Source organism: Siphonobacter curvatus (assembly GCF_002943425.1).
GTDB lineage: Bacteria > Bacteroidota > Bacteroidia > Cytophagales > Spirosomataceae > Siphonobacter > Siphonobacter curvatus.
The window spans coordinates 1245662-1269332 of the sequence record NZ_PTRA01000001.1 but is presented as its reverse complement, the minus strand read 5'-3'; the positions used below and the strand labels follow the sequence as shown (position 1 = coordinate 1269332).

Sequence of the window (23671 nt, the reverse complement as noted above, 5' to 3'; positions counted from 1 at the left end):
ATGAATCGACTGATTTTTAGATGCCTTGTTTACAATGATTGAAATAAAAAATATCAGGAAAGAATTTAACGGACGCGTTGTACTCGATGGCATTTCGGGTACGTTCAAACCCGGCAATTGCAGCCTCATCATCGGTGGTTCGGGTACGGGAAAGTCCGTTTTATTGAAATGCATCGTAGGGCTGATCAAACCCGAAGGCGGCAATGTTCTGTACAATGGCCGTGATTTCTGGTCGGGCGATAAGGACACCAAACGCGACATTCGCCGGGAAATGGGCGTACTGTTTCAGGGCAGTGCTCTCTTTGACTCGAAGACGGTACTCGAAAACGTAAAGTTTCCGCTCGATATGCTTACCGATCAATCGGAAGAAGAGAAGATGGATCGGGCTCAGTTTTGTCTCCAACGGGTCGGACTGGAAAAAGCCGCCCAGCGGATGCCTTCTGAGGTTTCGGGTGGGATGAAAAAACGCGTCGGCATTGCCCGGGCCATTGTAATGAATCCAAAGTACCTGTTCTGCGACGAACCGAACTCGGGTCTGGATCCTCTCACCAGTGTAAAAATCGATGAGCTGATTCAGGAAATTACCGATGAGTATCAGATCACTACGATGGTTATTACGCATGATATGAACTCCGTACTGGGCATTGGCGAGGATATTCTGTTCTTACACCAGGGACATAAACTCTGGGAAGGGACGAAAGATAACATTCTGGATACCGAAGTGCCGGAACTTCAGGAGTTTCTGTACTCCAACCAGTTGGTACGTCGTATGAAAAAGAGTCAGCAGTAATCGTATGCTAGAAGCCATTCACCATATCGCCATTATCTGCTCGGATTACGAGCGTTCCAAACACTTCTATACGCAGGTGCTTGGACTGGAAGTCGTTCGGGAGGTATACCGGGCCGAACGCGATTCGTACAAACTGGATCTGGCCGTGAAGGGTCATTATCAGATTGAACTGTTCTCGTTTCCCAATCCGCCCGCCCGGCCCAGCCGACCCGAAGCTCAAGGTTTACGCCACCTGGCTTTTGCGGTAACCGATCTGGACGCGGCCATTGCTTCCCTCCGTACGCACGGCGTGGAAACGGAACCCATCCGTACCGATGAATGGACCCAGCGACGATTTACGTTTTTCGCCGATCCCGACGATCTGCCGATTGAGTTGTACGAGATGTAGGAGTAACTACCATAAAAAAGGCCCGGAAATTCAATTCCGGGCCTTTTTTGTAAAACGTTTGGTACGAATTATTTCGTCGTTGCCAGGTTTACGTCCAGTTCAAAATCATCGTTGATGGCTTTGTCTCCGAGGTTATCGAAGAAGCTTTTTGAACCGTAACGGATGTCATATTTCGAACGGTCAATTTTGATTTTAGCCGTACCCGTACCCGTTTTCGGATCAACCGTTGCGGGGAACATTACTGCATTGGTTTTTCCTTTGATCGTCAGGTCGCCGGTTACGTCGTAGTTGTTACCACCTTTAGGGGTAACTTTCGTGATTTTCAGCGTTGAAGTCGGGTGATTAGCTACACCAAAGAAATCTTCACCTTCGAGGTGGGTTTTCAGTTTGGTGTTCATTTTTTCGTCTTTCACGTCGGTTACTTTGAGCGTGCTCATGTCCATCGTGAAGTTACCACCTACCAGTTTACCGCCGTCGAGCAGCAGTTGACCATCTTTCAAAGCAATGGTTCCGGTGTGCTCACCCGTTACTTTCTTACCTAACCAGATTACTGATGATTTCGCCGTATCCACTTTAACAGGCGTAGGCTTTTTACCAGCGTTTACGAACAACATGGTAGCAGCCAGAGCCGCAGCGAAAAATTTAACCGTTTTCATTTGTTTGATTAATTGGGAGTTTAAATTCTACTGAAGGGAGAAATTTTGGTTAAGGAGCTACTACTTCATTTCCATCGCAATCCATCGAAACGTGCTTGCCTCGCATTTTGTCCAGCAACAGACTCAGTTGCTCGGCTTCTTCTTCGGTGAGGCCTTCAATCAGGTCCACTTCCCACTCTCCGATTCGTTCATCGATTTTTTCGAGCAGGGCCAGTCCTTTTTCGGTAATGAGCACGTCTACCGCCCGACGATCGTTCGGGCACACCATCCGGCTTACGAGTTCTTTCGCCAGTAATTTGTCCACCAGACGACTGGCGTTGGACATTTTATCCAGCATGCGTTCGATAATGGCATTGACCGTAATCGCACTGGGATACTGACCCCGTAGAATACGCAGCACGTTGAATTGCTGAATCGTCAGTCCGTACGGTTTCAGTTTTTCCGAATGCAGCGAAGTCATCCAGTTATTCGTATAAATCAGGTTTACCATCACCTTGTGGTAAGGGCTGGTAAAGGCTCGTTGCTTTATTTCATTTTCAATGGTCATGGCGTTATTGAAAGGTGATGCAAATATATACCACAACATTTAATGTATATACATATTTACATCTTTTTATTTTGAATTTTAACGTTCTGTAAGGAATACAAAGAGAAGAAGCCGCAAGTTCCGTTAACCGCGAAAGGCTTGAGAATGGCTCAAAATTAACTGATAACGAAAAGAGTAACTATCGGTATTGCCCGAGATTATCGACTTTGTGATGAACGGAAAACCAAAAAAAAGTAGCTTTGCGTATGCCTACCTTACAGCTTTCTGAAATCTGGATTTACCCGATTAAATCATTGGCAGGGCTTTCCCTGCCCCAAGCTACGCTTACTTCCCGTGGACTCCTGTACGACCGCCGCTGGATGCTGGTGGACGAAACGGGTCGCTTTCTTTCCCAGCGAACCCTGCCCCAACTGGCTCTGTTTGAGGTCCGCATGGAGGAGGACAGCCTGATCATTACGCATCGTGAGTCTCCGTCTGGCCCGCTGCGTATTCCGCTGGTTGCTGAAGGTGGCGAAGCCCTTCAGGTGGAAGTCTGGGATGACACAATGTCGGCTCGGGCAGGTTTTCCGGAAGCGGATGCCTGGTTTAGTGCGGTTTTGGGCCGAAACTGTCGCCTCGTGTACCAGCCCGAGAGCACGCATCGAACGGTCGACCCGAAGTACGCCCGGCAGAGAGAAATCACGAGCTTTTCGGATGGCTATCCTTTTTTACTGATCGGTCAGGCTTCATTAGACGACTTGAATACACGACTGGAAACGCCCGTACCGATGAATCGCTTCCGGCCCAATCTGGTCGTGACAGGCGGAAAGCCCTACGAAGAAGAAGGCTGGGAAAATTTCCGAATCGGTGAACAGGAATTCTGGGGCGTGAAACCCTGTGCCCGCTGCGTACTAACCACGATTGATCAACAAACGGCCGAAAAAGGAAAAGAACCCCTGCGTACCCTGAGCAAATACCGGAACTGGAACAACAAGATTCTTTTTGGCCAGAACTTGCTACCGGGAGCCGATTTACATACCCTGCGGGTAGGTGACAGCGTTGACATTATAACGAGTAAACCAGGCCCTTTAGAGCAGCGTTAAGTTGGTTCAAACGTAGGATAAGGTATGAAGGTATTATTAGTGGAAGATGAAGTCAGCTTGGCTTCGTTCATCCGAAAAGGGGTAGAAAGTGAAGGTTATGTACTCGACATTGCGTACGACGGTCTGATGGGCCAGCGGATGGCGGATAACAACAGCTATGATGTGATTATTTTGGATGTCAATTTACCCCACATCAACGGCTTTGAGCTGTGCCGGTACATCAAGCAACAGTCGCTCCGACAACCCGTACTGATGCTCACCGCTCTGGACAGTCTAACGGACAAGGAAAGCGGCTTTGATGCCGGTGCCGATGATTATCTGGTAAAACCCTTTGTATTCCGCGAACTCATCCTCCGGATTAAAGCACTCGCCCGCCGGAATGCCACCCACGAAGGGATGAAGTCCGTATTACGCGTGGCCGATCTGGAACTAAACACCGAGGCCCGTACCCTCACCCGCCGGGGTCAGCCCATTGACCTGACCGCCCGGGAGTACGCCCTGCTGGAGTATTTGATGATCAATCAAGGTCGAATCGTGAGTCGGATTGACATTGCCGAAAAAGTCTGGGACCTGCACTTCGATACCAACACAAATATTATTGACGTGTATATCAATTACTTACGCAAGAAAATCGACAAAGAATTCGATCATAAACTCTTACACACCGTCGTCGGCATGGGGTATGTGTTACGGGCCTGAGTATGAAAATCAAGCACAAGATCATCCTTTGGTTTTCTTCGCTGGTGGCGGGTAGTCTGCTGCTTTTTTCGGTATACGTTTATTTTACCTATTCGTCCCTGCGGCAACGGGCCATGGACGGCTGGCTGGAACGCAAAGCCCGCGTTACGGAACAACTCATTACCAAAGACGATGCCGTTGTGGGTAAGATCACGACTTCCTTACCGGAACAGGTCGTTTTTATCTATTCACCGAAAGACAGTCTCATTTTTGCCAGCGAAGTCACCAACGACTTTCTGGCTAGTCAGGCTTTTCGCAAGCGGGTACGCGACGAACGGTTGGTTCGGTTTAGTTACCAGAGTCCCCACCACAAGTACCCCAAAGACGGCCTGGCTCTTACCTACCCTGGCCCCTGGCCCTCGCCTTCGGGTCAGGAATATCTGGTACTGGTGACGGCCTACGATGAAGATGGCTACAATCGCCAGAGTAACCTGATGGATTTGCTCATTCTGGGGGACATTTTTGCAATTGTTCTGGTCGGATTACTAGGCTATTTCTTTTCCCGACAAGCCCTGAAACCTTTACATCGCCTCATCGATCAACTGCCCCAGGAAGGCTCCCTGGGTTTTCGTTTACAACCCGAAAATCCGAATGACGAAGTTGGCGTACTGGCCTCTGCGTTCAACGAACTGTTACAACGCCAGGAAAAACTGGTGGATAATCAGCGGGCCTTTATCGCCCAGGCTTCCCACGAATTACGCACCCCACTGACGACCATTAAAGGTTGGCTGGAAACCTCGCTTACCTACGATTCCAACGTGCAGGAACTCAAAAAAGGCATGAGTCAGGCCGTGCGGGAACTCGACAAGCTCACGGCTCTTTCGAATGGCTTACTACAACTGGCTCAGCTCGATAATGTACAGGTAAAGATTGATAAGCAACCGCTGGATGTGGTTGAGCTGGTACTGGAAGTAGCGGATCTGCTGGGTCAGCAGAAGCCGGGACAAACGCTTTCCGTCAATGTCAGTCAGGACGTCCTAGTACAAGCCACGCCCCTACTCATTCTGGGTAATCCGTACCTGCTACGTACGGCCTTGTATAATCTGCTCGACAATGCGGTCAAATATTCGCAAGGTCAGCCCGTTTCGTTTTCACTGGAAATCACGCAAGATCAACAAGCTCATATCCGGATTCTGGACCAAGGCATCGGACTGACGCCCGGCGAAGAGGAACGTATCCTGCAGCCGCTGGTTCGGGGTTCGAATGTTCAACGTATCGAAGGCTTCGGCGTGGGACTTACCCTCACTCACCGGATCGTATTACTGCATCAGGGACAATTGACGTTGAGCCCCCGGGAAAGCGGCGGGACTTGTGCAGCGGTTCGTCTGCCTTTGTATACGTAAGCTTATAATCGATTCACTTTCCTTTAACATCTACATTTCCGGCTTTCTAATGTCGTTCTAATCTCTTCTAATAGAGTTCTAATCTCGTTCTAATGTCCGCTGCATAGGTTTGTTCCATTCCCCAGTGAATGGATTGATATGTCGAACATTAAACGAATACTGCTTTTACAGGTAATCTTGGGCTTATCGCTGATACAAACCCTGTGCGGACAACCACCCCGGTTGTCGCTCGATGAAGTGCTGGATAAGGCCCGTACCAATTACCCTTCCATCCGCGGTAAACTGGCCGCAATTAGAAGCTCCGAAGCGGATGCTCAGTCCACTCGGCTATCTTTTCTGCCCCAGGCGGGTGTTCAGGCTCAAGCCTTTAACGCCACTTCCAATCAGGTCCGTGGAGCTTCGGCTTCAGCTGGTGGCCTGATGATTCCCATTACCGGGGTACGTACCGATGGATTCAATAACCAGGCCGCCTGGACGAGTGCGGCTTCGATGGTCATTGACTGGGAGGCCGTCACCTTTGGTCGTCGGCAGGCCCGTCGGAATCAGGCTAACTTGTCGATTGAACAAGCCAAGGCGGATTACGAGAGCGAGTTATTTCTCCATCAGGTACGCGTGTGCGATGCGTATCTCCTAGCTCTCAATCTGAAAAAATCGGTACTCCTGCAAATTTCCAACCTGCAACGAGCCAAGGCTTTGCAAATTATTACGCGAGCCAGTACTTCCGGCGGTTTACGTCCCGGAATTGACAGTTCGGTGAGTGCGGCGGAAGTGGCCCGTGCCCGACTTCAGGTGCTGGAAAGTCAGAAAATGGCCCAACAGCAAGTACTACGCCTGACGGAACTGATGGGCGAACCGAGTCTAGGTTACGAACTGGATTCGCTCATCTTCTACCACCGATTACCGGACATGAACCGGGTTTCGGGGGAAAAAGCGTACATCCACCCCCAGTTACGGGTTTTGCAGAAGCAAATGGCCCTGGGTGAAGCCAACCAAACATTACTGAAAGCCAATGCCCTGCCTTCCATTTCCGTAATCGGTTCACTCCAGGGCCGGGGATCGGGAATTAGCGAAGCGGCTCAGGATGGTACGTTTCGGATTGACCCGACGCTCGGGGCTGGTTTGCCTTTGCGGGCGTTCAACTACATCGTGGGCTTTACAGCCATCTGGCGACCTACGGAATTATTTCGGGTTAAACCCAATCTCTCCGCTCAACGCGAGCGGGTTCGGGTCTCGCAGGAAAGCTACAATCAGCAAAAACTGGCCTTAGACGCAGGTTCCGAAAATGCGAATCTCCAGATCGAACTGGCTCAAGCTACGGTACGACAGGCTCCACTCCAACTGGAGGCGGCCCAGCAGGCCTACGCTCAGTCACGGGCCCGGTACGAATCGGGGCTGGATAACATTCAAACGCTAACCCAAACCGCCGCCCTGCTGAACCGGGCGGAAGTAGATCAGGCTCTGGCCGTGAATGGTCTTTGGCGGGCTTTGCTACTAAAAGCCGCGGCGGATGGCAACCTGGAAGAATTTTTGAATCAGATTCTCAACTAATTATGATAAAAGCGGCTTTAGCTAAACCCATTACGATTATCGTAGCTCTGCTGGGAATCGTCGTCTTCTCGATTCTGGCCTTGAGCCGGATTCCGGTCGATATTTTTCCCCGGCTGAACTTACCGACTATCTATATCGCCCAGCCCTACGGCGGGATGACGCCCGCTCAGATGGAAGGTTTCGTTTCCACGCGTTACCAGAACCAGATGCTGTACGTATCGGGGATCAAGAGCGTGGAAGTGAAAAATATTCAGGGTCTGTGTCTGGTCAAATGTAGTTTTTACGAAGACGTGGACATGGCCCAGGCCGCTGGGGAAGTGGCCAGTCAGGTCAGTCGGGTGATGAGTTACTTACCCCCTGGAACCGTACCTCCGATTGTTGTTCGTTTCGATGCATCCAGCTTACCGGTGGGGCAATTAGTCTTTAGCAGTAAGCGGGCTTCGCTCGGCGAAATGCAGGATCTGGCTTCGACGCGGATTCGGCCCCTGTTCTCGCAGATTCCCGGTGCTTCGGCTCCTTCCCCTTTCGGGGGCAACGAGCGTACGGTCGTCGTACGGGTGGACCCCGAACGGATGCGGAGTTACGAATTAACGCCCGATGAAATTGTATCGACCGTGGTTCGGAACAACCAGATTTCACCCGGCGGTAGCATCCGGATCGGTGATTTTTCCATTCTGACGCCGAATAATACGGTTCTCGATAAAGTCGATGAATTCCTGAATATTCCCCTGCGAAAAGGGGTGGGTCCGACGGTATTCGTGCGGGACATTGCCACCGTGGAAGATGGTACCGATGTGCCCGTGGGTTACGCTCTGGTAAATGGCAAACGGTCGGTGTACATCCCCGTAACCAAATCCGCTGATGCCTCGACCATGAGTGTGGTAAATGCGTTGAAGGGGAAACTGGCCGATATGAAATCCCTGTTACCCGATGATGTAGAGCTATCGTATGAATTTGATCAGTCGGTATACGTGACCCAGGCCGTGCATAGTCTGGCCGTGGAAGGGGGCCTCGGAGCGTTGCTGACGGGACTGATGGTACTGCTTTTCCTGGGTGACTGGCGTAGCTCGCTCATTGTGGTATTGACCATCCCTGTTTCCATCCTGGCTTCGATTCTGATGCTTCAGCTCATGGGTCAGACGATCAATATTATGACCTTGTCGGGACTGGCCTTGGCCATTGGGATTCTGGTCGATCAGGCGACGGTGGTGATTGAAAACATTCACCAGCATCTGGAAATGGGCAAACCCAAGGCCCGGGCCATTTTCGACGGCTGTAAGGAAGTATCCTTTCCGCTGCTATTGATTACACTCTGTATTCTGGCCGTGTTTGCTCCGGCGTTCCTGATGAATGGCGTACCCCGGGGGATGTTCCTGCCGCTGTCCCTCTCCGTCGGCTTTACCATCATTGCGTCATACCTGCTTTCACAAACGTTCGTACCGGTGGTTTCCAACTGGTGGATGAAGGCTCACGCCCACCCCACGCCACATGATCTTAGTCTGCTGCCCGATCTGTCTGAGCAACAGGAAGCTCATCAGGAAAAACTTGAAACACGAAATCCCCAAAAGGTAACGGGTTTTGAACGCTTTAAACTGGGCTACTTACGCTTGCTCGATCGCTTGCTGCAACGCAAGGGAATCGTGATTGGAGCGTACCTGATTCTCTGTGCCGTACTCATTGGTGTAGGCTTCACGCAGATTGGTCAGGATATGATGCCCCGGCAGAATCACGCCCGGCAGTTCCAAGTACGCATCGTTGCTCAGGAGGGATTACGGATTGAACGTACGGAAGAAATTACGAAAGAAGTTATCCGTCAGGTTGGAGCCATCGTTGGTCCAAAAAATGTGGCCATTTCCTCGGCTTTCGTGGGGATGACGCCTTCTAGTTACGGTACCAGTTCGCTATACGTATTCAATGCCGGTCCGCACGAAGCAGTATTACAGGTGAAGCTTTCGGATCAGTACGAAGTAGCCTCGCTCGACAACCTGAAGGACGAAATCCGGAAACGAGTACACCAGAAGCTTCCCGGCGTAAAATTATCCTACGAACCCATTGACCTGACGGATAAAATCATGAGTCAGGGTGCCCAGGCTCCCATCGAGATTCAGGTGGGTGGCAAAAGTCTGGAAGAAGGGCAGCATTACGCCAATCGCCTTCTGACGCAAATGAAGAAGATTCCGTATCTGCGGGATTTACGGATCAATCAGCCGCTGAGTTATCCAACCATTCAGATCAAAATTGACCGCGAACGAGCCGCTCAGCTCAATGTGAGTATTGATGAAATTGCAAAATCGCTGGTAGCGGCTACCTCTTCCAGCCGGTTTACGGCCAAGAACCTCTGGCTGGATGAGTCCAAGGGTTTTGCCTATCAGGTACAGGTCGAGATGGAGCAGCAACAGATGAATACCGTGGCCGATATTCAAAGTATTCCGCTGGTGAAAGGCCAGTTACGGCCCACGCTGGGCGATGTGGCCACCATTACCCCGAGTACCGTCCCCGGTGAGTACGACCGGATTGGCCCCCGCCGAATCATTACGGTATCGGCGAATATTGCTCACAAAGATCTGGGTACGGCTTCACGGGCGGTACAGCAGGCCATCAAAAATGCGGGTGATCCGCCCAAAGGCTCCAGTGTGGAATTACGGGGAATGGCTCAGTTGCTGGATGAAACGTTGACGAGTCTTCAGTTCGGTCTGGGACTGGCCGTGGTAGTAATCTTCCTGCTGCTGGCAGCCAATTACCAGTCTTTTAAGCTAGCGGGTGTGGTACTAGTGAGTATTCCGGCGGTACTGGCGGGTTCGCTGACGCTGTTACTCGTGACGGGTCAAACGCTGAACCTGCAATCGTACATGGGCATTATCATGTCGGTGGGGGTGTCAGTGGCCAATGCCCTGTTGTTGGTTACGAACGCGGAATCCTTACGACTTCGGTACCGCAACGCCCTGACTTCCGCCCGAATGGCGGGGGCCGCTCGTCTGCGACCCATTTTGATGACGGCTCTAGCGATGATTGCCGGGATGATTCCGATGGCGAGTGGCTTGGGCGAATCGGGTGAACAAACGGCTCCGCTCGGACGGGCGGTAATCGGAGGTCTGCTGTTCTCGACGGTGGCGGCACTACTCATTTTGCCCCTGGTTTTTGCGGCCATTCAACGAAAAACATCTTTTATTTCTCCCTCCCTCGATCCCGACGATCCGACCAGTGCGGTATACGATGGAACTCCTCTACTTGAAAATGAAATCGCCTAGGCTTATTCTCCCTACTAGCATGCATACCAACGCTTTGATACGAATCCTGACGGTAGCAAGCCTCGTTGTGTTCCTGAGTAGCTGTCATTCGGCCTCGAACGAAACCGTGGCAACGGACCCGGCCCAGGATCCGGATATTCGCTACGAAGCCGTAAAAATTGCGGCCTCCCGCCCCACCCGCGAGCTGAATTTGCCGGGAGAACTGGAAAGTTATTATGAAACCGACCTCTACCCCCGGGTGAGCAGTTACGTGCGTTCGCTCCACGCGGATATTGGCGATAAAGTAAAAAAAGGTCAGGTACTAGCGGAACTGGAAGCTCCAGAGTTAACGGCCAATTTGACCGAAGCCTATTCCAAAGTAAAAGCCGCCGAGGCCGTACACGAAGCCAGCAAAGCTACCTACCAGCGGGTACTGCGGGCCAACCGAACGACGGGAGCCATCTCCCCCGTCGATCTGGATGCGGCCCGTACCAAAGCGATCTCGGATAGTCTGGCCGTAGTAGCTGCCAATGCTCACTATACGTCTGTGCAGCAATTGGTTAGTTACCTTAAAATTACAGCTCCGTTCACGGGCGTGATTACCGATCGTCGCCTGTCTCCCGGAGCGTTCGTAGGTCCCGGTGGCCAGAACAGTGTCCCCATGTTGAAAATCCGGCAGCTGGACCGGCTCAGGTTACGGGTAGCGGTTCCGGAAGCGTACCTCAATAATAATTACAAAGGCAACACGGTTCAGTTCAGCGTGCGGAGTTTTCCCAATCAGACGTTTACGGGAAAAATCAATCGGGTATCGAATACCGTACGCCCGGAAACCCGTTCCGAGCTGATCGAAATTGACATCCAGAATACTAACGAAAAACTGAAACCGGGTATGTTCGCCTCAGCCCGGTTGCCCGTTCACTCCACGGAAGGCAGCATGTACGTACCCAAAACGGCCATTGTCAGTACCATGGATCGCACCTTTGTGATTAAAGTGGAAAATGGAAAAGCCGTTCACGTAACGGTGCAGAAAGGCGATGAAGCCGTCGGGCAAACCCAGGTTTTTGGTGATCTCAAACCCGGCGATACGGTTCTGAAACGAGCCAGCGAAGAAATTGCGAATGGCACCAGTCTCAAGGTACAACTGGCGAGTAACTAGCCAGCATCGATCGTCCCACGCCTGAATGATTCGTAAGGGGGCGTAGCCTAAGCTACGTCTCTTTTCTTTTTTACACAGGTTTTAAAAACTTAACGTATGATTATAATTAGATTTCGGCGGCCAACTTCTAAACATATCTATGTGATTTCCGCTTTCGCCTTGAAAAGACTTCCTACTTTTGGGGTTTATTAAAGATTTTAGTTTTGGGAGTGCGATCAGTATTACAACAACTTCACTGGCTTAACCTCGATGTAGCGGCGGGTGCAGCCCTTTGTGCCGCCGCTGCCAGTCGGCTGCCGGACGGCAAGGGTGAGATTAACTATACAGCCATTGCAGTACTGACGCTTACGGTATGGCTGATTTATACGGTAGATCGGCTACTTGATGTTCGCAAGAAACCCATTCCGGCGACGCCCCGTCACCAGTTTCACGCTCAGCACGCCGATCTGTTCTGGAAAGTATCAGCGGGGGTGGCCGTACTGGCTGGAATCTTGACTTTGTTTCTTCCCTTCCCGCTGATCCGTTTCGGCCTTATTTTAAGTGTGCTGGTCGGGTTGTACCTGCTGATGGTTAACAAACTGGCTCCGAAAAGTAAAATGTATCTGCTGAAGGAACCCATTACGGCCTGCGTTTACGCAGCTGGGGTTTGGGGGGTGGCGTTTACGCAACAGCGACTTATTCCCTGGCAGGATCAGGCCCTAGCGGTGATGTTCGTCCTGATTGCTTTTCAGAATCTGATTCTGTTTTCGTGGATGGAGACGCAGTCGGGAAAACTCTACGCCTCCAATTTAGCCAGTCTACTCCGCGACGGAATTCCGGATTTATTGATGTATCTGATTATTGGAGGTATTGCCGTTCTTTTTCTGTTCATCAGTTTTACGGAAGTACTTCCCTTCCAACGTCGGTTTGCCTTTACCGAACTATTAATGAGTCTGGTATTGGTTGAAATTCGCCGGGATTATCCGTTTTATCTCACGAATGAACGGTATCGCTGGATCGGCGACGGGATTTTCCTACTTCCGTTCTGGTTGTTGTAAGAGGTCTGGTTTGAGAAGTTTGAAGTTGGCCCCGCATTGCATACGGGGCTATTGGCATTGAACCCCTTCGGGGTTAGGGATTCCCGACTGAGTAGGCTCACTGATGCAAGTTCCCCAACTAGTACCCACTTTTCAGCAGTGTTAAACTGTCTTAAGAATACCCTGATAGCCTTTTGCTCACATCGCATTCAATTCTATCAAGGAGCAACCCAGAAGGGGTTCAATAAAAATAGCCAGGGGTAAATCCCCTGGCCTGAGAGTAACTCTAAGCGAAACCAGACGTCTATCGCGTTCATTAATCGCCGCAAACTCTTTTAAACAGCCGCAACGGTATCGAATTAGATAAAACGGCCCCATTAGGAATAGCTCATACCTTCAGACGTTTCAAACCATCTTCAAACTTACCCTAATGCCGGATTTCCTTCGAAGGTTTCCGCTCCTCCGGAATCGCTCCGGTAATGGTCAATTTCACTGTGTCGATTCGGGCATCTTTCATTTCCATGATTTGGAACTGGAACGGATACAAAATCACTACCTCATTCGTCTGGGGTAAGTCTTCGTTTACCGTAATAATCAGGCCACCCAGTGTATCGTAATCGCCCTCGGGAAAATTCCAGCCGTACTTATCATTGAGGTAATCGATTTCGTGACGGGCCGAAAGCAAGTACGTGCGATCATCGATTTTCTTTTCTACCCAGTCTTCCGAGTCGTCGTATTCGTCCTGAATATCGCCAAAAATCTGCTCGATAATATCTTCCAGACTCACTAGTCCGGAAGTACCGCCAAACTCGTCTACGACCAGAGCCACACTTTTGCGTTCCTGCGTAAACTTGATCATCAAATCCTGAGCCGACATGGCTTCCGGTACAATCAAAATCGGATTCAGTATACTTTCAATATCCTTGGGTTTCTTGAATAACGCCAGCCCGTGACAGTATCCAACAACGTCTTCAATCGTTTCGCGGTACACCAGAATCTTCGAATGGCCGCTCTCTTGTAGCATCTTTTTCAGGCCTTTCATACCTTCTTCAATATCCACGGCTACGATTTCCGTGCGGGGAATCATACAATCCCGAACTTTCACCTGCCGGAACTCCAGAGCATTATTGAAGATTTTAGTATCCACATCGGCTACTTCTTCTTTTTTCCCTTCGGGAACGTTGATATTTTCCAGGTAATTGGACAAGTCCGTTACCCCGAAAATAGGCTTCACTTCCGAATAATTCAGCCGTAACACATTGACAATAAACCACCGGGAAGCCGATACGATCGCAAATACCAGCGGATACATCGCGTAATACACCAGCCAGATGGGGATAGCCAGTACTTCAAGAAACACGTCCGGATTCAGCAGAAACAAGGATTTCGGCGTAAACTCGGCCACGGCCAGAATTAGAATCGTTGCCAGCAAGGCAGGCAGCAGAATACGGATTAGATCGTTATTAAGAAAACTCAGAGAATCCGGTAATTGCGAGAGCCAGAGTTCGAATTCATGGTGCAGAAAACCTTCCATGTAAATCCCGTATACGACCAGTGCCAGCGTGTTGCCGATCAGCATCGTACCGATAAACTTGGACGGTTGTTTGAGAAAGGCTGACATAATCTGCCCCGTTACTACGCCCTGCTTGGCCTGAAGTTCGAAGTACAGTTTATTGGCGGATACGTAAGCCATTTCAATGCCCGAGAAAAAGGCAGAGGCCAACATGGAAATAAGGATAATGAGAAATTCCTGGGAAGTCATCCGGTAACACAGGCAGCTGCCTGCGGAAGTTTGGTGCAAAATACGCGTTTTCCGTGAAGTTGCGTACGCGAAAGCTTCGAAGCTTTTTTTCGAGCTTTCTACAGAAAAACCCCACTTCCAAGGAAGTGGGGTTTTATCTTATTTTTTCTTTTTCGTTTTTACATCGGGTACTACGGGTGGCGAAGCATTTCGTTCTTTTGCCATTCGCCGGTTTTTATAATATTGAAACCCCAGCAGGGAAACAATGGAAAACATTAGCCAGAAATACGACTCTTTCCAACTGACTACTCCGGCGATGAGTTCACTCACCCAGATCATCAAAAATCCCAGACTGGCCGAGAGTAACAGGATTTCTTTCAGCGTAAAACCTTTCATTGTACTACTTACTTTCTTTAAAACGACGAGTAGTAGAAAGGAACATACCCACGACGAGCAGACCCGTACCGATCCAGAGCAGATTGATATGCGGTTTTTCAATCGCTTTCATGACGATGTAATCTCGCTGCGTGGTATTGATGTTAAACGAGAATAGGCCCGTTTTGGGATCAATCTGAGCGAGCTGAATGCGTAGGCCCAGTTCATCGCTGGTGGCAGCTTTTAACCCTACTGTACGGTCTTTAATGAAGTACGTTGGCTTGATGGGTACACTCCGGCCACTCTTGTCGAATACATCAATCTGAGCCTGTACGGCAGCATCCTGCGGACCTAACTCAATGCCATCAACCTGACGGATGGGTTCGATACCCCGGAAAATCGCTACGTAATCGTTCAAAATCAAAGTATCGCCTACCGATACCGACTGCGTTTCAGTGGGGCTCCACTGTTTTTCCTGGTTCGGCATTGGAGCATCCGTAATGTGCGTGTATACATCGCGGGTTAACTCGTGACGAATCGATGGTGAAACGGCGTTACCCATCCGAGGATTCACCTGTACGCGGGGGTACAGACTGAAAATCTTTCCATCCTGCTGCCGATACTCAACTTCGTAATACGTGTTTTCGGGGAATACCGCCAGCGTATCGCCTTTCTTGTGGTACGTTTTTCCATCCTTCACAATATCTTGTTTTGCTACGGCGTGGAAATCGTTTTCAATCAGCTCCACGGAAGATTTGGGCAGATAACCGGGTACGTCGCGGGCCTCAATAAACTGTCCTTTGTACGTCACTAAGTACTTATCCAGTTGTTGGGGCTGGTTCATCCAAAGCAACTGATTTTCTACGTTTTCTTTCGTATCAACTTCCTTGCTATTGAAGATAATCAAACCTGATTTATTCTGGGATACGATTTTCGAATAACCCGAAGAGAACAAAATACCAACCAGCATCAGAGCTACGCCAATGTGCGATACGGCTCCGCCCGAAAGCTGCCATTTGCCCTTCAGAACCGTTAGAATAGTCGAGAAGTTGATCACCAGCGAGAATACCGCTGCCAGCAGTAAAACGATGTATACCCAGTTCCAGGCTCCCATCTGCATCGCAACGAGCAGGATAGCCGTCAACATCAGTGTAATCATCAAGGGTGTTGAGAATACCTCCCAGGGACCCAGATTGAAACTCATCCCCCGGGTCACGAGTACCTCATTTTCAACCGCGGTGGCCTTCTGTTCCGTTTTCACCTTGCCCCACCAGAAGTACTGACCGATGGCGTTTAGAATAACGATAACCACGAAGAACCAAAGCTGGAAATCCGTATAGTGCTTCACCTGATCAGCGGGCAGAGCCAGGTTTGACTTGATTCCAAAGTTAGCGACCAGGGCATTGTATACGGGAATGGACGTCGTCGCAATAACCTGGAATGCGGCCAGACAGATCACCGTCGCCCCACAGAAAATCCAGAATTCACGGCTATACGTAGAGATTTCCTTGTCGGAACTCGGTATATCTTTCCAACGCCAGGCCAGTAAGGCAATGGCACCTACCGTGAATGTTAGCAAGTAAATCAATAACTGACCCGAGAGTCCTAAATCCGTAAACGAGTGGACGGACGCATTTCCCAGAATACCACTCCGCGTCATAAACGTCGCGTACAGAATCAGGATAAACTGAGCGATAATCAGAATGCTGGAAATCTTAAGCGTACTCTTGTTGGTCTGATAAATGATCAAGGTGTGCAGAGCTGCTACCAGTACCAACCAGGGTACGTAGATACCATTTTCTACAGGATCCCAGTTCCAGTAACCACCGAAGTTCAGCGTTTCATAGGCCCAGATGGCTCCCATCATGATACCCACGCCCAAAATCAGCGAACCTAAAGCCGTCCAGGGCAAAGCCGGTTTGATCCAGCTTTTATACTCTTTCCGCCATAAGCCAGCAATGCAAAAAGCAAAAGGAACCAGCGTCAGGGCATACCCCAGGAACAAGGTCGGCGGGTGAATCACCATCCAGGGATTCTGGAGCAGGGGATTCAAGCCGTTGCCATCTTCCGGAATAAAGTTGGGTTTCAAGGCCCAAACCGGCCACTCGGGGTGAGCTTCGCGTAAGAGCAGGAAGGGCGATGAACCAATTTTCATCTCCAATCCGGGAATGACTACGCCCAGAATCATGGAGCAAAGGAAAGCCTGTACCAGACCAAATACGGCCATGGTTGGGGCTTCAAAGCGTACCTTGCCTTCGTTTTTACTTTTGCCGAAATACGCAATCAGCGTAAGGCCAATCATCGCCAGCCAGAAAATCCAGAGTAGAAAACTCCCTTCCTGATCCTGCCAGAAACTGGATATCACGTAATAAGCCGGCAACGAACGCGAGGAGTTATCCCAGGCGTAGTGGTACTCGTAGTAGTGGTTATAGATGATCCAGTACAGACTGACGACCACCGTCACTACGGCTACTGCATGGGCATAGAAGGAGTAGCGGGCAAACCGCTGCCAGGAACTGGCCTCCAGGGTATTCTGGGAAGCTTTTACGTAGGCAAACGTTGCCACCAACGCCGTAATAAACGAAGTCAGAATGGCTAAGTGGCCCGTATTTCCAATCCAGTAATGCATAAATGTTAGGATAGAATGCGTGAATGGGCGAAGGCAGAAATGATGAATTCCTGCCTTCGCCCATCAATTTATTTCATCGCCGTTGGGGCTTTGGCATCGTTGTATTTGGAGGGGCATTTCAGCAATACCTGATCGCAGGCAAATACACCGTTTTGCATCCGGCCCACCACCACTACTTTCTCGGACTTTTCAATATCCTGGGGTTTGGGTTCGTGGTAAATAACGGTACGCTCTACGCCCAGATCATCCACCAGCGAGAACGTCAGCAGGTTAGCATTTACGGCTGGATTGTACTCCATATCCAGAATTTTACCGGAAGGATCTTTTTTCAGATTGCCTACCACGTGTACTTTACTTTCGTTGCCTTCCTTAGCCATAGACTCGGCTTTGGCGAAATCAACGTACGTACTGGCATCACCAGCGGTAGAGAGAAGAATGAAAATAGCCGCAGCAATCACGGCAATACCTAAGAGGTGTATTTTTTTCATTTGTTTGCTCGAAAGGATAACGTTGCGGTTTGCAAGCAATGAGAGGTACGACTAATGTTTAATCTCTTTCTCCAGACGGGAAAGCTTCCGATCCAGGTTCAGCAGGTACAGAATCAACCCGATGAGTACGACCGCAATCACGGCCACTACCACGAAGATTTTTCCGTTGGAACGCATGGTATCGGCCATTTCAACATCCTGCTGAGCAAAAAGGTTGCCCGACAAGAGGCTTAACAATAAAAATAATCCTGCTTTTTTCATGAATGAGGGGGGCATCCGATCACGCGTTCAAGGGTAAGGTAATGAATACGATTCCAGACAACCCATTAACTTTTTTAACGCTACAAAATGAGTCCAAATCACGGGTACTCACAATGACTTTGCTTACTTATTTTCTACAATTTCGTTCAAACGCCGGTAGCGAATCCGCAGGGACGAAATCCAGTACCCGAGCAGAATCATCCCGATCACTGCCGGGTAAAAAACCAGCTTCATTTTGTGGTCGGAATCGTAAATCTTGAAACCGGGGTTACTACCATTGCCGGGATGGAGTGAATTAGAAGCCAGTCGCGGCAAAATGATCGTCAGCGGAATAAAGGCAGCAAAGGCAAAAATGTTGTATACCGCCGAGATGCGGGCCCGTTGTTGTTCGTCACGGAAAGAGCCCCGCAGTACCCAATAAGCCAGGTAAATCAGCATGGCAATTTCGGTGGAAAGCAACTTTGGGTCCTGCGGTAGCGGACTACCCCAGGTATAATTCCCCCAGATGGCTCCCGTAATGAAACCTAGAATTCCGAAAATCAATCCCGTATTGGCTAGCTCCACCGACTGAATATCATCGTCAATCTCTCCCTTCCGCAAGTACTTGATGGCATACCAGACCGACAGGACCAGCAGCAGAATCATCGCAAACCACAGCGGTACGTGAAAATAAAGGTTACGGGCGGTTTCGTAAAGAATCGGCTGGTGCGGAATGGGCAGCAGCAGACCTCCCGTATACACGTAAAAAAGCAATAACATACAAAGGTACTTCCACCAGGCCATCTTGATCCGTCAATGATTAGAATACTAAAACATTACTCAGCTTTTCCAGATAAACGGAAACAGAATCAGGGACAGTACCCAGACAATGCCGTTTAGTGCCAATAAAGTGAGTATTTCATCGCTGCTGGAACCCCAGTCAAGCCCATCGAGGGCATTCTTGGAGAGCTTCAGCAACATCAGTAACATGGGAAGGATTATAGGAAAACTCAGCACGGACATCAGCGTCGGCGAATTCTCGGCCTTGCTGGCAATACCGGCCACCATCGTTAGCGTTCCGGCAAACCCCAGGGCGCCGAGTACAATCGCCACCAAATACATTCCGACATCCCCTACCGGGTTCCCCATCACAAACGCATAAATGCCGAAGCCCAGTACGGACAAACCCAGCATCAGCACCGTATTGTAAATCATCTTGGAAAGGATGATTCCGACCGGACTCGCCAGCGTGTAGTAGTAGAGCAGTCGTCCGGCCCGCTCCTGCGTAAAGCTCTTGGCAATGGCACTCACGGCGGTAAACAACTGAATGATCCAGAAGAGGGTATTCCAGGTAAGCGGCTCCAGTCGATTGGACTTCAAACGAAAGCTGAGGTAGCACACAAAAATAGTACTCACCAAATATAACAACATCCCATTAAGGGCGTTTCGTTGCCTCCATTCGAGACGTATTTCTTTCGCTATCAGAGCGTTAACTTCCCGCATACTGGTTTTACTCGTTCAGCCAAAAGGATTGGCAAATGCCTCCGGTTTCAGCCGCCTTTTACCTTCCTGTACTTTCCTACAAAGGTACGGTACAATTCGGCTGGTTGGTTGTATTTTTTATAAAACTGTCGGGATTGCTGGTCTTGTTTGGCGGGAAGCATTGCCTTTCGATCAGTAGGGTCTGACTTTACTCCAAAATGAAGCGAATGTGAAAAAATCTGGTTCGGGTTGGGAACTATTTTCTATTTTTGACCCTCGTTTAGAATGAATCCAAATAGTAGTACAGTTTTCGGAAGGAAGTAAAAACTATGTCGCAACGGAATTTATCCCAGCTACGAATCGGTGAAAAAGGAATTATTGCCGGGTTTAAAGATACGATTCTGGCTTTGAAACTGTTGGAGATGGGGTGCCTGCCCGGTACGGAAATCCGGCTGACGGCCATTGCTCCCCTGGGCGATCCGATTTGTCTGCAGGTCGGCGATTATATTCTTTCGCTGCGGCTCGATGAAGCTGCAGTGGTGGAATTGCAGTAACTCTTTCCCGAGCTTTGATTAGTAAGTAATGGCAGATACCCCCATCATTGCGTTAGTCGGCAATCCGAACTGCGGCAAAACTACCCTTTTCAATGCCTTAACGGGCCTCCGGCAAAAAACCGGAAACTTTCCCGGCGTAACCGTTGATCGGAAAGCAGGCCTGACGCGTCTGGATAAAAATACGGATGCTACGGTGGTCGATTTACCCGGTACATATAGTTTGTACCCGAAGTCGCTCGATGAACAGGTCGTATTGGATGTACTGGCCAACCCTTCCAGCAACGATTATCCTGATGTAGTCGTGGTCGTAGCCGATGCTTCTAACCTGAAGCGTAACCTGCTCCTGTTTAGTCAGGTGGCCGATCTGGGCTTTCATACCATTCTGGCCCTGAATATGGTGGACGTGGCGGAAGCTCACGGATTGACGCTCGACCCGGAATTATTATCATCCCGTCTGGGTGTTCCGGTGGTGCTCATTAACGCAAAATCGGCGGAGGGACTCGATAATTTGAAGTTTACCATCAAGGGCGAATTACTCGAACACGCCGAACGGCCCAAGCCTACCATGCAGTTCGAGAGTGTATCCAAGGATTTCCTGGAAGAAGTCAAGGAAAAATTCGGTGTCAATAACAGCTATCTAGCCATGCTGATGGCTGGCCAGGCCGAAAAATTACGCTTTCTGACTACTGAGAATCGTTCTCAGTTACAGGCCATTAACCAGCGACATAGCTTTCAGCACACGGATTTTCAGGCCAAAGAAACGGTCGATCGGTACGCTCTATTGGGTAAAATCGCCGATGCGGCCGTTCGTAAAAAAGATGGTGAACTGAAGGAAACGTTCACGACCCGGCTGGATAAAATTTTGCTGCACCCGGTCTGGGGATACGCTGTTTTCTTTGGTATTCTTTTCCTCATTTTCCAATCCATCTTTTCGCTGGCGGAATACCCGATGGACTGGATTGATACGGGCATGGCGTCCCTCAATGAATGGGTGAAATCGGTCTTACCCGACAGTATGCTTACCAGCCTGCTTACCGATGGATTACTTGCCGGGATTGGCGGAGTGGTCGTCTTCATTCCACAAATCGCCTTTCTGTTCGTATTTATTTCTTTACTCGAAGAATCCGGCTATATGGCCCGCGTGATGGTGCTGATGGACAAACTCATGCGAAGTGTCGGCTTGAACGGACGAAGCGTAGTACCGCTGATTTCGAGCGTGGCCTGTGCCGTACCCGCCATCATGGGTACGCGGACCATTCAAAGCTGGAAAGACCGCCTCATCACGATCATGGTAACGCCCTTGATGAGCTGCTCAGCCCGTCTGCCTATCTTCACCATTATGATTGGACTGGTAGTACCCGATCGGACGATCCTGGGGGTTTTCAATCTACAGGGTTTTGCTTTAATGGCTTTATACCTGCTCGGCTTTGTTTCGGCCTTGCTTTCGGCCTGGGTGATGAAAAAGATTCTGAAAGTGAAAGAACGGAGCTTCTTTATTATGGAAATGCCCGTCTTTCAGTTACCCCGTCTCGATCATGTAGCCTTATCCGTTTACAATGCCGTAAAAGCCTTCGTATTGGAGGCTGGTAAAGTAATCGTTGCGATTTCGATTGTGTTGTGGGTACTGGCCAGTTATGGTCCGGGCGATTCTTTTGAGAAAGCCGAAGAAAAAGTCAGGACCGAAAATCCAACGTTGCCGGAGCAGGAGCTAAACAACGCCGTCTCCGCGGCCCAACTCGAAGCTTCGTATGCAGGCCGTTTCGGTCACTGGATTGAGCCGGTGATTCGCCCCTTGGGTTACGACTGGAAAATTGGTATTGCCTTATTAACCTCCTTCGCCGCCCGCGAGGTATTTGTTGGAACAATGTCAACGATTTATAGTCTGGGCGGTGATGACGATACCAACACGGTAAAAGACAAAATGCGTACAGAGATCAATCCGGAAACGGGCGAGCCCCGCTTCACCCCAGCCGTTGCCTTTTCTCTACTGATCTTTTATGTGTTCGCCATGATGTGCATCAGTACACTGGCTACTACGTACCGCGAAACGAAGTCCTGGTTTTACCCCGCAGTTCAGTTTGCGTATATGACGGGCATCGCTTACGTGGCCGCCTGGCTTACCTATCAGGCTTTGAAATAGCCATAAAAAAGGAAAAGTGGTCAGTTATCACTGGCCACTTCTCAAAAAAACCTAACGCTTGGAAAAGTATCTAGAGCACTTCAACGGTGACTCATCTTTCCCTTTACGACTGGAAGCTTGTCTCTCCGGTATTCCTTTCTTCTATTGCTTTACTCTCAGGAGTCGAACTAACAAGTACTCAAACCTAATCTCTTGTGTATTTCGTGATCAATATGAAGGGGTTCCAGTATTCATTCCATAGTAACGGTCGTAACCTCTATTCATGGAATGACGAGATGACCTTATCTAAACTTTTTGAAATTCCTCAGGGATTTTCTCAGTTAAACAAGTGCTTCGTTTTTCGTTTTATCACATTTGGTTTACGCGTATAACGGTAAAAGCTTTATGCCAAAGATAGTTTTAGCTTTTCATTTTAAATAAAATTCTGATAATCAGTTTATTATTCAATATAAAAGCAGATAATAGTAGGGTTCTTTTACCTCAACCTGTGCTTTATTTTCTCAAAATAGGTATTTTATTTCTCAGAATAATTATAAATTTATCTTGAAGTCGAAAGTAGATTTCTTAAAGGCTTTATACTGTTTCAATACATTCAACCCCTATCCCCTCTACTTTCTCCAGCTTTCCCAAGATAAACTCCGATAAAGCCTTCCGAACCATAAACTTCAAACTACACTGATTATCGAATTGCTGATTCAAAATGCGTACGTTGTCATCTTTCATCACCTTCATGACATCGTTCATTTGCAAATAATCGAAATCAATCCGATATACTTCATTAACCGTTTTTTCTACAGTAGTTGCCGCATGAATGGCTTCCTGCGTGGCCTGTTTGTACGCGTTAATTAAGCCCGGCACACCCAATAGCGTACCGCCGAAATAACGAACCACCACTACTAAAATATTGGTCAGATTATTCGATAAAAGTGTATTCAGAATGGGCTTCCCCGCCGATCCGGAAGGTTCACCATCATCATTCACGCGAAAGACCGTCCGGTCTGGACTCAGCCGATAGGCCCAGCAATAGTGCCGGGCTTTGGGGTGTAGCTCTCGCAATTCGGCTATGTATTGTTTGACTTCCTCTTCGTTTGCCAAAGGATAGGCGTAACCGATGAATTTACTGCCTTTGTCCTTGAACAGGCCTTCCGCCGGTGCCTCAATGGTTTGATAGGTATCGTCTGCTTCGGTCATCAACAATTTATAATGCAAATATTTTTTTCATCAGTACCCATTTTTCACCGGGTTGGGCGGAGGGAATGGCCTGTTGGTATTTCCACATCAGTTGCTCCCAGTCCTGTACTCTCGGATTGGCGGCGTCGGCGGCAGCTTTCGCTTCAAACGAAAATTGATCCGTCACTTCCATAATCATGAACAGGCGATTACCCGTCCGGTAGATTTCCATCGCCGTTACTTCCTGCCCGAGAATACTTTCCTTAATTTCCGGCCAGATGGCTTCGTGGTAGTGTTCGTATTCAGCAATCAAAGTGGGATCATCTACCAGGTCAAGAGCCAGGGTATAGCGTTTCATTCA

General features: G+C 49.3%; 22 protein-coding genes. 11 read left to right on the top strand and 11 right to left on the bottom strand.

All coding sequences use genetic code 11. From position 1 onward, the window contains the following. Positions 1-34: 34 nt before the first annotated feature. Both C5O19_RS05125 and gloA2 read left to right on the top strand, forming a co-directional pair. Positions 35-790: an ABC transporter ATP-binding protein gene (locus C5O19_RS05125; RefSeq protein WP_104710228.1), complete on the top strand. Its 756-nt coding sequence runs from the start codon at positions 35-37 to the stop codon at positions 788-790. Positions 791-794: 4 nt separating this feature from the next. Further along, positions 795-1178: an SMU1112c/YaeR family gloxylase I-like metalloprotein gene (gloA2, locus tag C5O19_RS05120; RefSeq protein ID WP_104710227.1), complete on the top strand. Its 384-nt coding sequence runs from the start codon at positions 795-797 to the stop codon at positions 1176-1178. 68 nt (positions 1179-1246) lie between these two features. Here the strand turns inward: gloA2 and C5O19_RS05115 are convergent, their stop codons facing one another. Both C5O19_RS05115 and C5O19_RS05110 read right to left on the bottom strand, forming a co-directional pair. Next, positions 1247-1834, bottom strand: coding sequence for a YceI family protein (locus C5O19_RS05115; RefSeq protein WP_104710225.1), 588 nt, complete (start codon positions 1832-1834; stop codon positions 1247-1249). A 49-nt stretch (positions 1835-1883) separates the two neighbouring features. Further along, positions 1884-2381, bottom strand: a complete 498-nt coding sequence (locus tag C5O19_RS05110; protein ID WP_094809945.1) for a MarR family winged helix-turn-helix transcriptional regulator — start codon at positions 2379-2381, stop codon at positions 1884-1886. A 245-nt stretch (positions 2382-2626) separates the two neighbouring features. On the opposite strand from C5O19_RS05110, the gene C5O19_RS05105 reads away from it, so the two are divergent. The 7 genes from C5O19_RS05105 to C5O19_RS05075 all read left to right on the top strand — a co-directional run bounded on the left by C5O19_RS05105 (position 2627) and on the right by C5O19_RS05075 (position 12512). Then, entirely contained in the window at positions 2627-3463 is an 837-nt protein-coding gene (locus tag C5O19_RS05105) for an MOSC domain-containing protein (protein WP_104710222.1), read from the top strand. 24 nt (positions 3464-3487) lie between these two features. Beyond that, a complete protein-coding gene (locus C5O19_RS05100) occupies positions 3488-4162 on the top strand; it encodes a response regulator transcription factor (RefSeq protein WP_104710221.1) in 675 nt (224 codons plus the stop codon). A 2-nt stretch (positions 4163-4164) separates the two neighbouring features. After that, on the top strand, positions 4165-5544 hold the full coding sequence (locus C5O19_RS05095) for a HAMP domain-containing sensor histidine kinase (protein ID WP_104710219.1): 1380 nt from the start codon (positions 4165-4167) through the stop codon (positions 5542-5544). Positions 5545-5682: 138 nt separating this feature from the next. Beyond that, a complete protein-coding gene (locus C5O19_RS05090; protein WP_104710218.1) occupies positions 5683-7092 on the top strand; it encodes a TolC family protein in 1410 nt (469 codons plus the stop codon). A gap of 2 nt (positions 7093-7094) precedes the next feature. Continuing rightward, the gene (locus tag C5O19_RS05085; RefSeq protein ID WP_104710216.1) at positions 7095-10340 is read left to right on the top strand and encodes an efflux RND transporter permease subunit; all 3246 of its coding nucleotides are present in this window, start codon (positions 7095-7097) and stop codon (positions 10338-10340) included. Between the two features lie 19 nt (positions 10341-10359). Beyond that, entirely contained in the window at positions 10360-11475 is a 1116-nt protein-coding gene (locus C5O19_RS05080) for an efflux RND transporter periplasmic adaptor subunit (RefSeq protein ID WP_104710214.1), read from the top strand. Between the two features lie 209 nt (positions 11476-11684). Further along, positions 11685-12512: a hypothetical protein gene (locus C5O19_RS05075; protein ID WP_133163302.1), complete on the top strand. Its 828-nt coding sequence runs from the start codon at positions 11685-11687 to the stop codon at positions 12510-12512. 406 nt (positions 12513-12918) lie between these two features. On the opposite strand, the gene C5O19_RS05070 is transcribed toward C5O19_RS05075, so the two are convergent. From C5O19_RS05070 to C5O19_RS05040, 7 genes are all read right to left on the bottom strand, one after another. Next, a complete protein-coding gene (locus C5O19_RS05070) occupies positions 12919-14253 on the bottom strand; it encodes a hemolysin family protein (protein ID WP_104710210.1) in 1335 nt (444 codons plus the stop codon). Between the two features lie 138 nt (positions 14254-14391). Continuing rightward, entirely contained in the window at positions 14392-14628 is a 237-nt protein-coding gene (locus C5O19_RS05065; protein ID WP_104710208.1) for a hypothetical protein, read from the bottom strand. 4 nt (positions 14629-14632) lie between these two features. Next, positions 14633-17236 carry a cytochrome c biogenesis protein CcsA gene (gene ccsA / locus C5O19_RS05060; protein ID WP_104710205.1) on the bottom strand — a complete coding sequence of 868 codons (2604 nt, stop codon included), beginning with the start codon at positions 17234-17236 and terminating at the stop codon, positions 14633-14635. Between the two features lie 68 nt (positions 17237-17304). Then, entirely contained in the window at positions 17305-17724 is a 420-nt protein-coding gene (locus C5O19_RS05055) for a cytochrome c maturation protein CcmE domain-containing protein (protein ID WP_094811342.1), read from the bottom strand. 51 nt (positions 17725-17775) lie between these two features. After that, positions 17776-17985: a CcmD family protein gene (locus C5O19_RS05050; RefSeq protein ID WP_094811378.1), complete on the bottom strand. Its 210-nt coding sequence runs from the start codon at positions 17983-17985 to the stop codon at positions 17776-17778. A gap of 123 nt (positions 17986-18108) precedes the next feature. Beyond that, positions 18109-18744 carry a cytochrome c biogenesis protein CcsA gene (ccsA, locus tag C5O19_RS05045; protein WP_243406328.1) on the bottom strand — a complete coding sequence of 212 codons (636 nt, stop codon included), beginning with the start codon at positions 18742-18744 and terminating at the stop codon, positions 18109-18111. Between the two features lie 60 nt (positions 18745-18804). Then, a complete protein-coding gene (locus C5O19_RS05040) occupies positions 18805-19467 on the bottom strand; it encodes a heme exporter protein CcmB (RefSeq protein WP_094811346.1) in 663 nt (220 codons plus the stop codon). Between the two features lie 308 nt (positions 19468-19775). Here C5O19_RS05040 and C5O19_RS05035 point away from each other — a divergent pair, with 308 nt between their 5' ends. Beyond that, the gene (locus C5O19_RS05035; protein ID WP_094811348.1) at positions 19776-20000 is read left to right on the top strand and encodes a FeoA family protein; all 225 of its coding nucleotides are present in this window, start codon (positions 19776-19778) and stop codon (positions 19998-20000) included. 28 nt (positions 20001-20028) lie between these two features. After that, on the top strand, positions 20029-22140 hold the full coding sequence (gene feoB / locus C5O19_RS05030; protein ID WP_104710203.1) for a ferrous iron transport protein B: 2112 nt from the start codon (positions 20029-20031) through the stop codon (positions 22138-22140). 573 nt (positions 22141-22713) lie between these two features. On the opposite strand, the gene C5O19_RS05025 is transcribed toward feoB, so the two are convergent. Beyond that, positions 22714-23331, bottom strand: coding sequence for an IMPACT family protein (locus C5O19_RS05025; protein WP_104710201.1), 618 nt, complete (start codon positions 23329-23331; stop codon positions 22714-22716). Between the two features lie 7 nt (positions 23332-23338). Then, positions 23339-23668 carry an L-rhamnose mutarotase gene (locus C5O19_RS05020; RefSeq protein ID WP_104710199.1) on the bottom strand — a complete coding sequence of 110 codons (330 nt, stop codon included), beginning with the start codon at positions 23666-23668 and terminating at the stop codon, positions 23339-23341. Positions 23669-23671: the final 3 nt, after the last annotated feature.

Bases quoted from the DNA above. Each gene is read 5' to 3' on its own strand.
- C5O19_RS05035 (WP_094811348.1), top strand. From the start codon at position 19,776: ATGTCGCAACGGAATTTATCCCAGCTACGAATCGGTGAAAAAGGAATT.
- C5O19_RS05095 (WP_104710219.1), top strand. From the start codon at position 4,165: ATGAAAATCAAGCACAAGATCATCCTTTGGTTTTCTTCGCTGGTGGCG.
- C5O19_RS05055 (WP_094811342.1), bottom strand. From the start codon at position 17,724: ATGAAAAAAATACACCTCTTAGGTATTGCCGTGATTGCTGCGGCTATT.
- C5O19_RS05105 (WP_104710222.1), top strand. From the start codon at position 2,627: ATGCCTACCTTACAGCTTTCTGAAATCTGGATTTACCCGATTAAATCA.
- ccsA (WP_243406328.1), bottom strand. From the start codon at position 18,744: ATGTTATTGCTTTTTTACGTGTATACGGGAGGTCTGCTGCTGCCCATT.
- feoB (WP_104710203.1), top strand. From the start codon at position 20,029: ATGGCAGATACCCCCATCATTGCGTTAGTCGGCAATCCGAACTGCGGC.
- C5O19_RS05110 (WP_094809945.1), bottom strand. From the start codon at position 2,381: ATGACCATTGAAAATGAAATAAAGCAACGAGCCTTTACCAGCCCTTAC.
- C5O19_RS05040 (WP_094811346.1), bottom strand. From the start codon at position 19,467: ATGCGGGAAGTTAACGCTCTGATAGCGAAAGAAATACGTCTCGAATGG.
- C5O19_RS05070 (WP_104710210.1), bottom strand. From the start codon at position 14,253: ATGACTTCCCAGGAATTTCTCATTATCCTTATTTCCATGTTGGCCTCT.
- gloA2 (WP_104710227.1), top strand. From the start codon at position 795: ATGCTAGAAGCCATTCACCATATCGCCATTATCTGCTCGGATTACGAG.
- C5O19_RS05125 (WP_104710228.1), top strand. From the start codon at position 35: ATGATTGAAATAAAAAATATCAGGAAAGAATTTAACGGACGCGTTGTA.
- C5O19_RS05080 (WP_104710214.1), top strand. From the start codon at position 10,360: ATGCATACCAACGCTTTGATACGAATCCTGACGGTAGCAAGCCTCGTT.
- C5O19_RS05050 (WP_094811378.1), bottom strand. From the start codon at position 17,985: ATGAAAAAAGCAGGATTATTTTTATTGTTAAGCCTCTTGTCGGGCAAC.
- C5O19_RS05100 (WP_104710221.1), top strand. From the start codon at position 3,488: ATGAAGGTATTATTAGTGGAAGATGAAGTCAGCTTGGCTTCGTTCATC.
- C5O19_RS05065 (WP_104710208.1), bottom strand. From the start codon at position 14,628: ATGAAAGGTTTTACGCTGAAAGAAATCCTGTTACTCTCGGCCAGTCTG.
- ccsA (WP_104710205.1), bottom strand. From the start codon at position 17,236: ATGCATTACTGGATTGGAAATACGGGCCACTTAGCCATTCTGACTTCG.
- C5O19_RS05085 (WP_104710216.1), top strand. From the start codon at position 7,095: ATGATAAAAGCGGCTTTAGCTAAACCCATTACGATTATCGTAGCTCTG.
- C5O19_RS05090 (WP_104710218.1), top strand. From the start codon at position 5,683: ATGTCGAACATTAAACGAATACTGCTTTTACAGGTAATCTTGGGCTTA.
- C5O19_RS05115 (WP_104710225.1), bottom strand. From the start codon at position 1,834: ATGAAAACGGTTAAATTTTTCGCTGCGGCTCTGGCTGCTACCATGTTG.
- C5O19_RS05025 (WP_104710201.1), bottom strand. From the start codon at position 23,331: ATGACCGAAGCAGACGATACCTATCAAACCATTGAGGCACCGGCGGAA.
- C5O19_RS05020 (WP_104710199.1), bottom strand. From the start codon at position 23,668: ATGAAACGCTATACCCTGGCTCTTGACCTGGTAGATGATCCCACTTTG.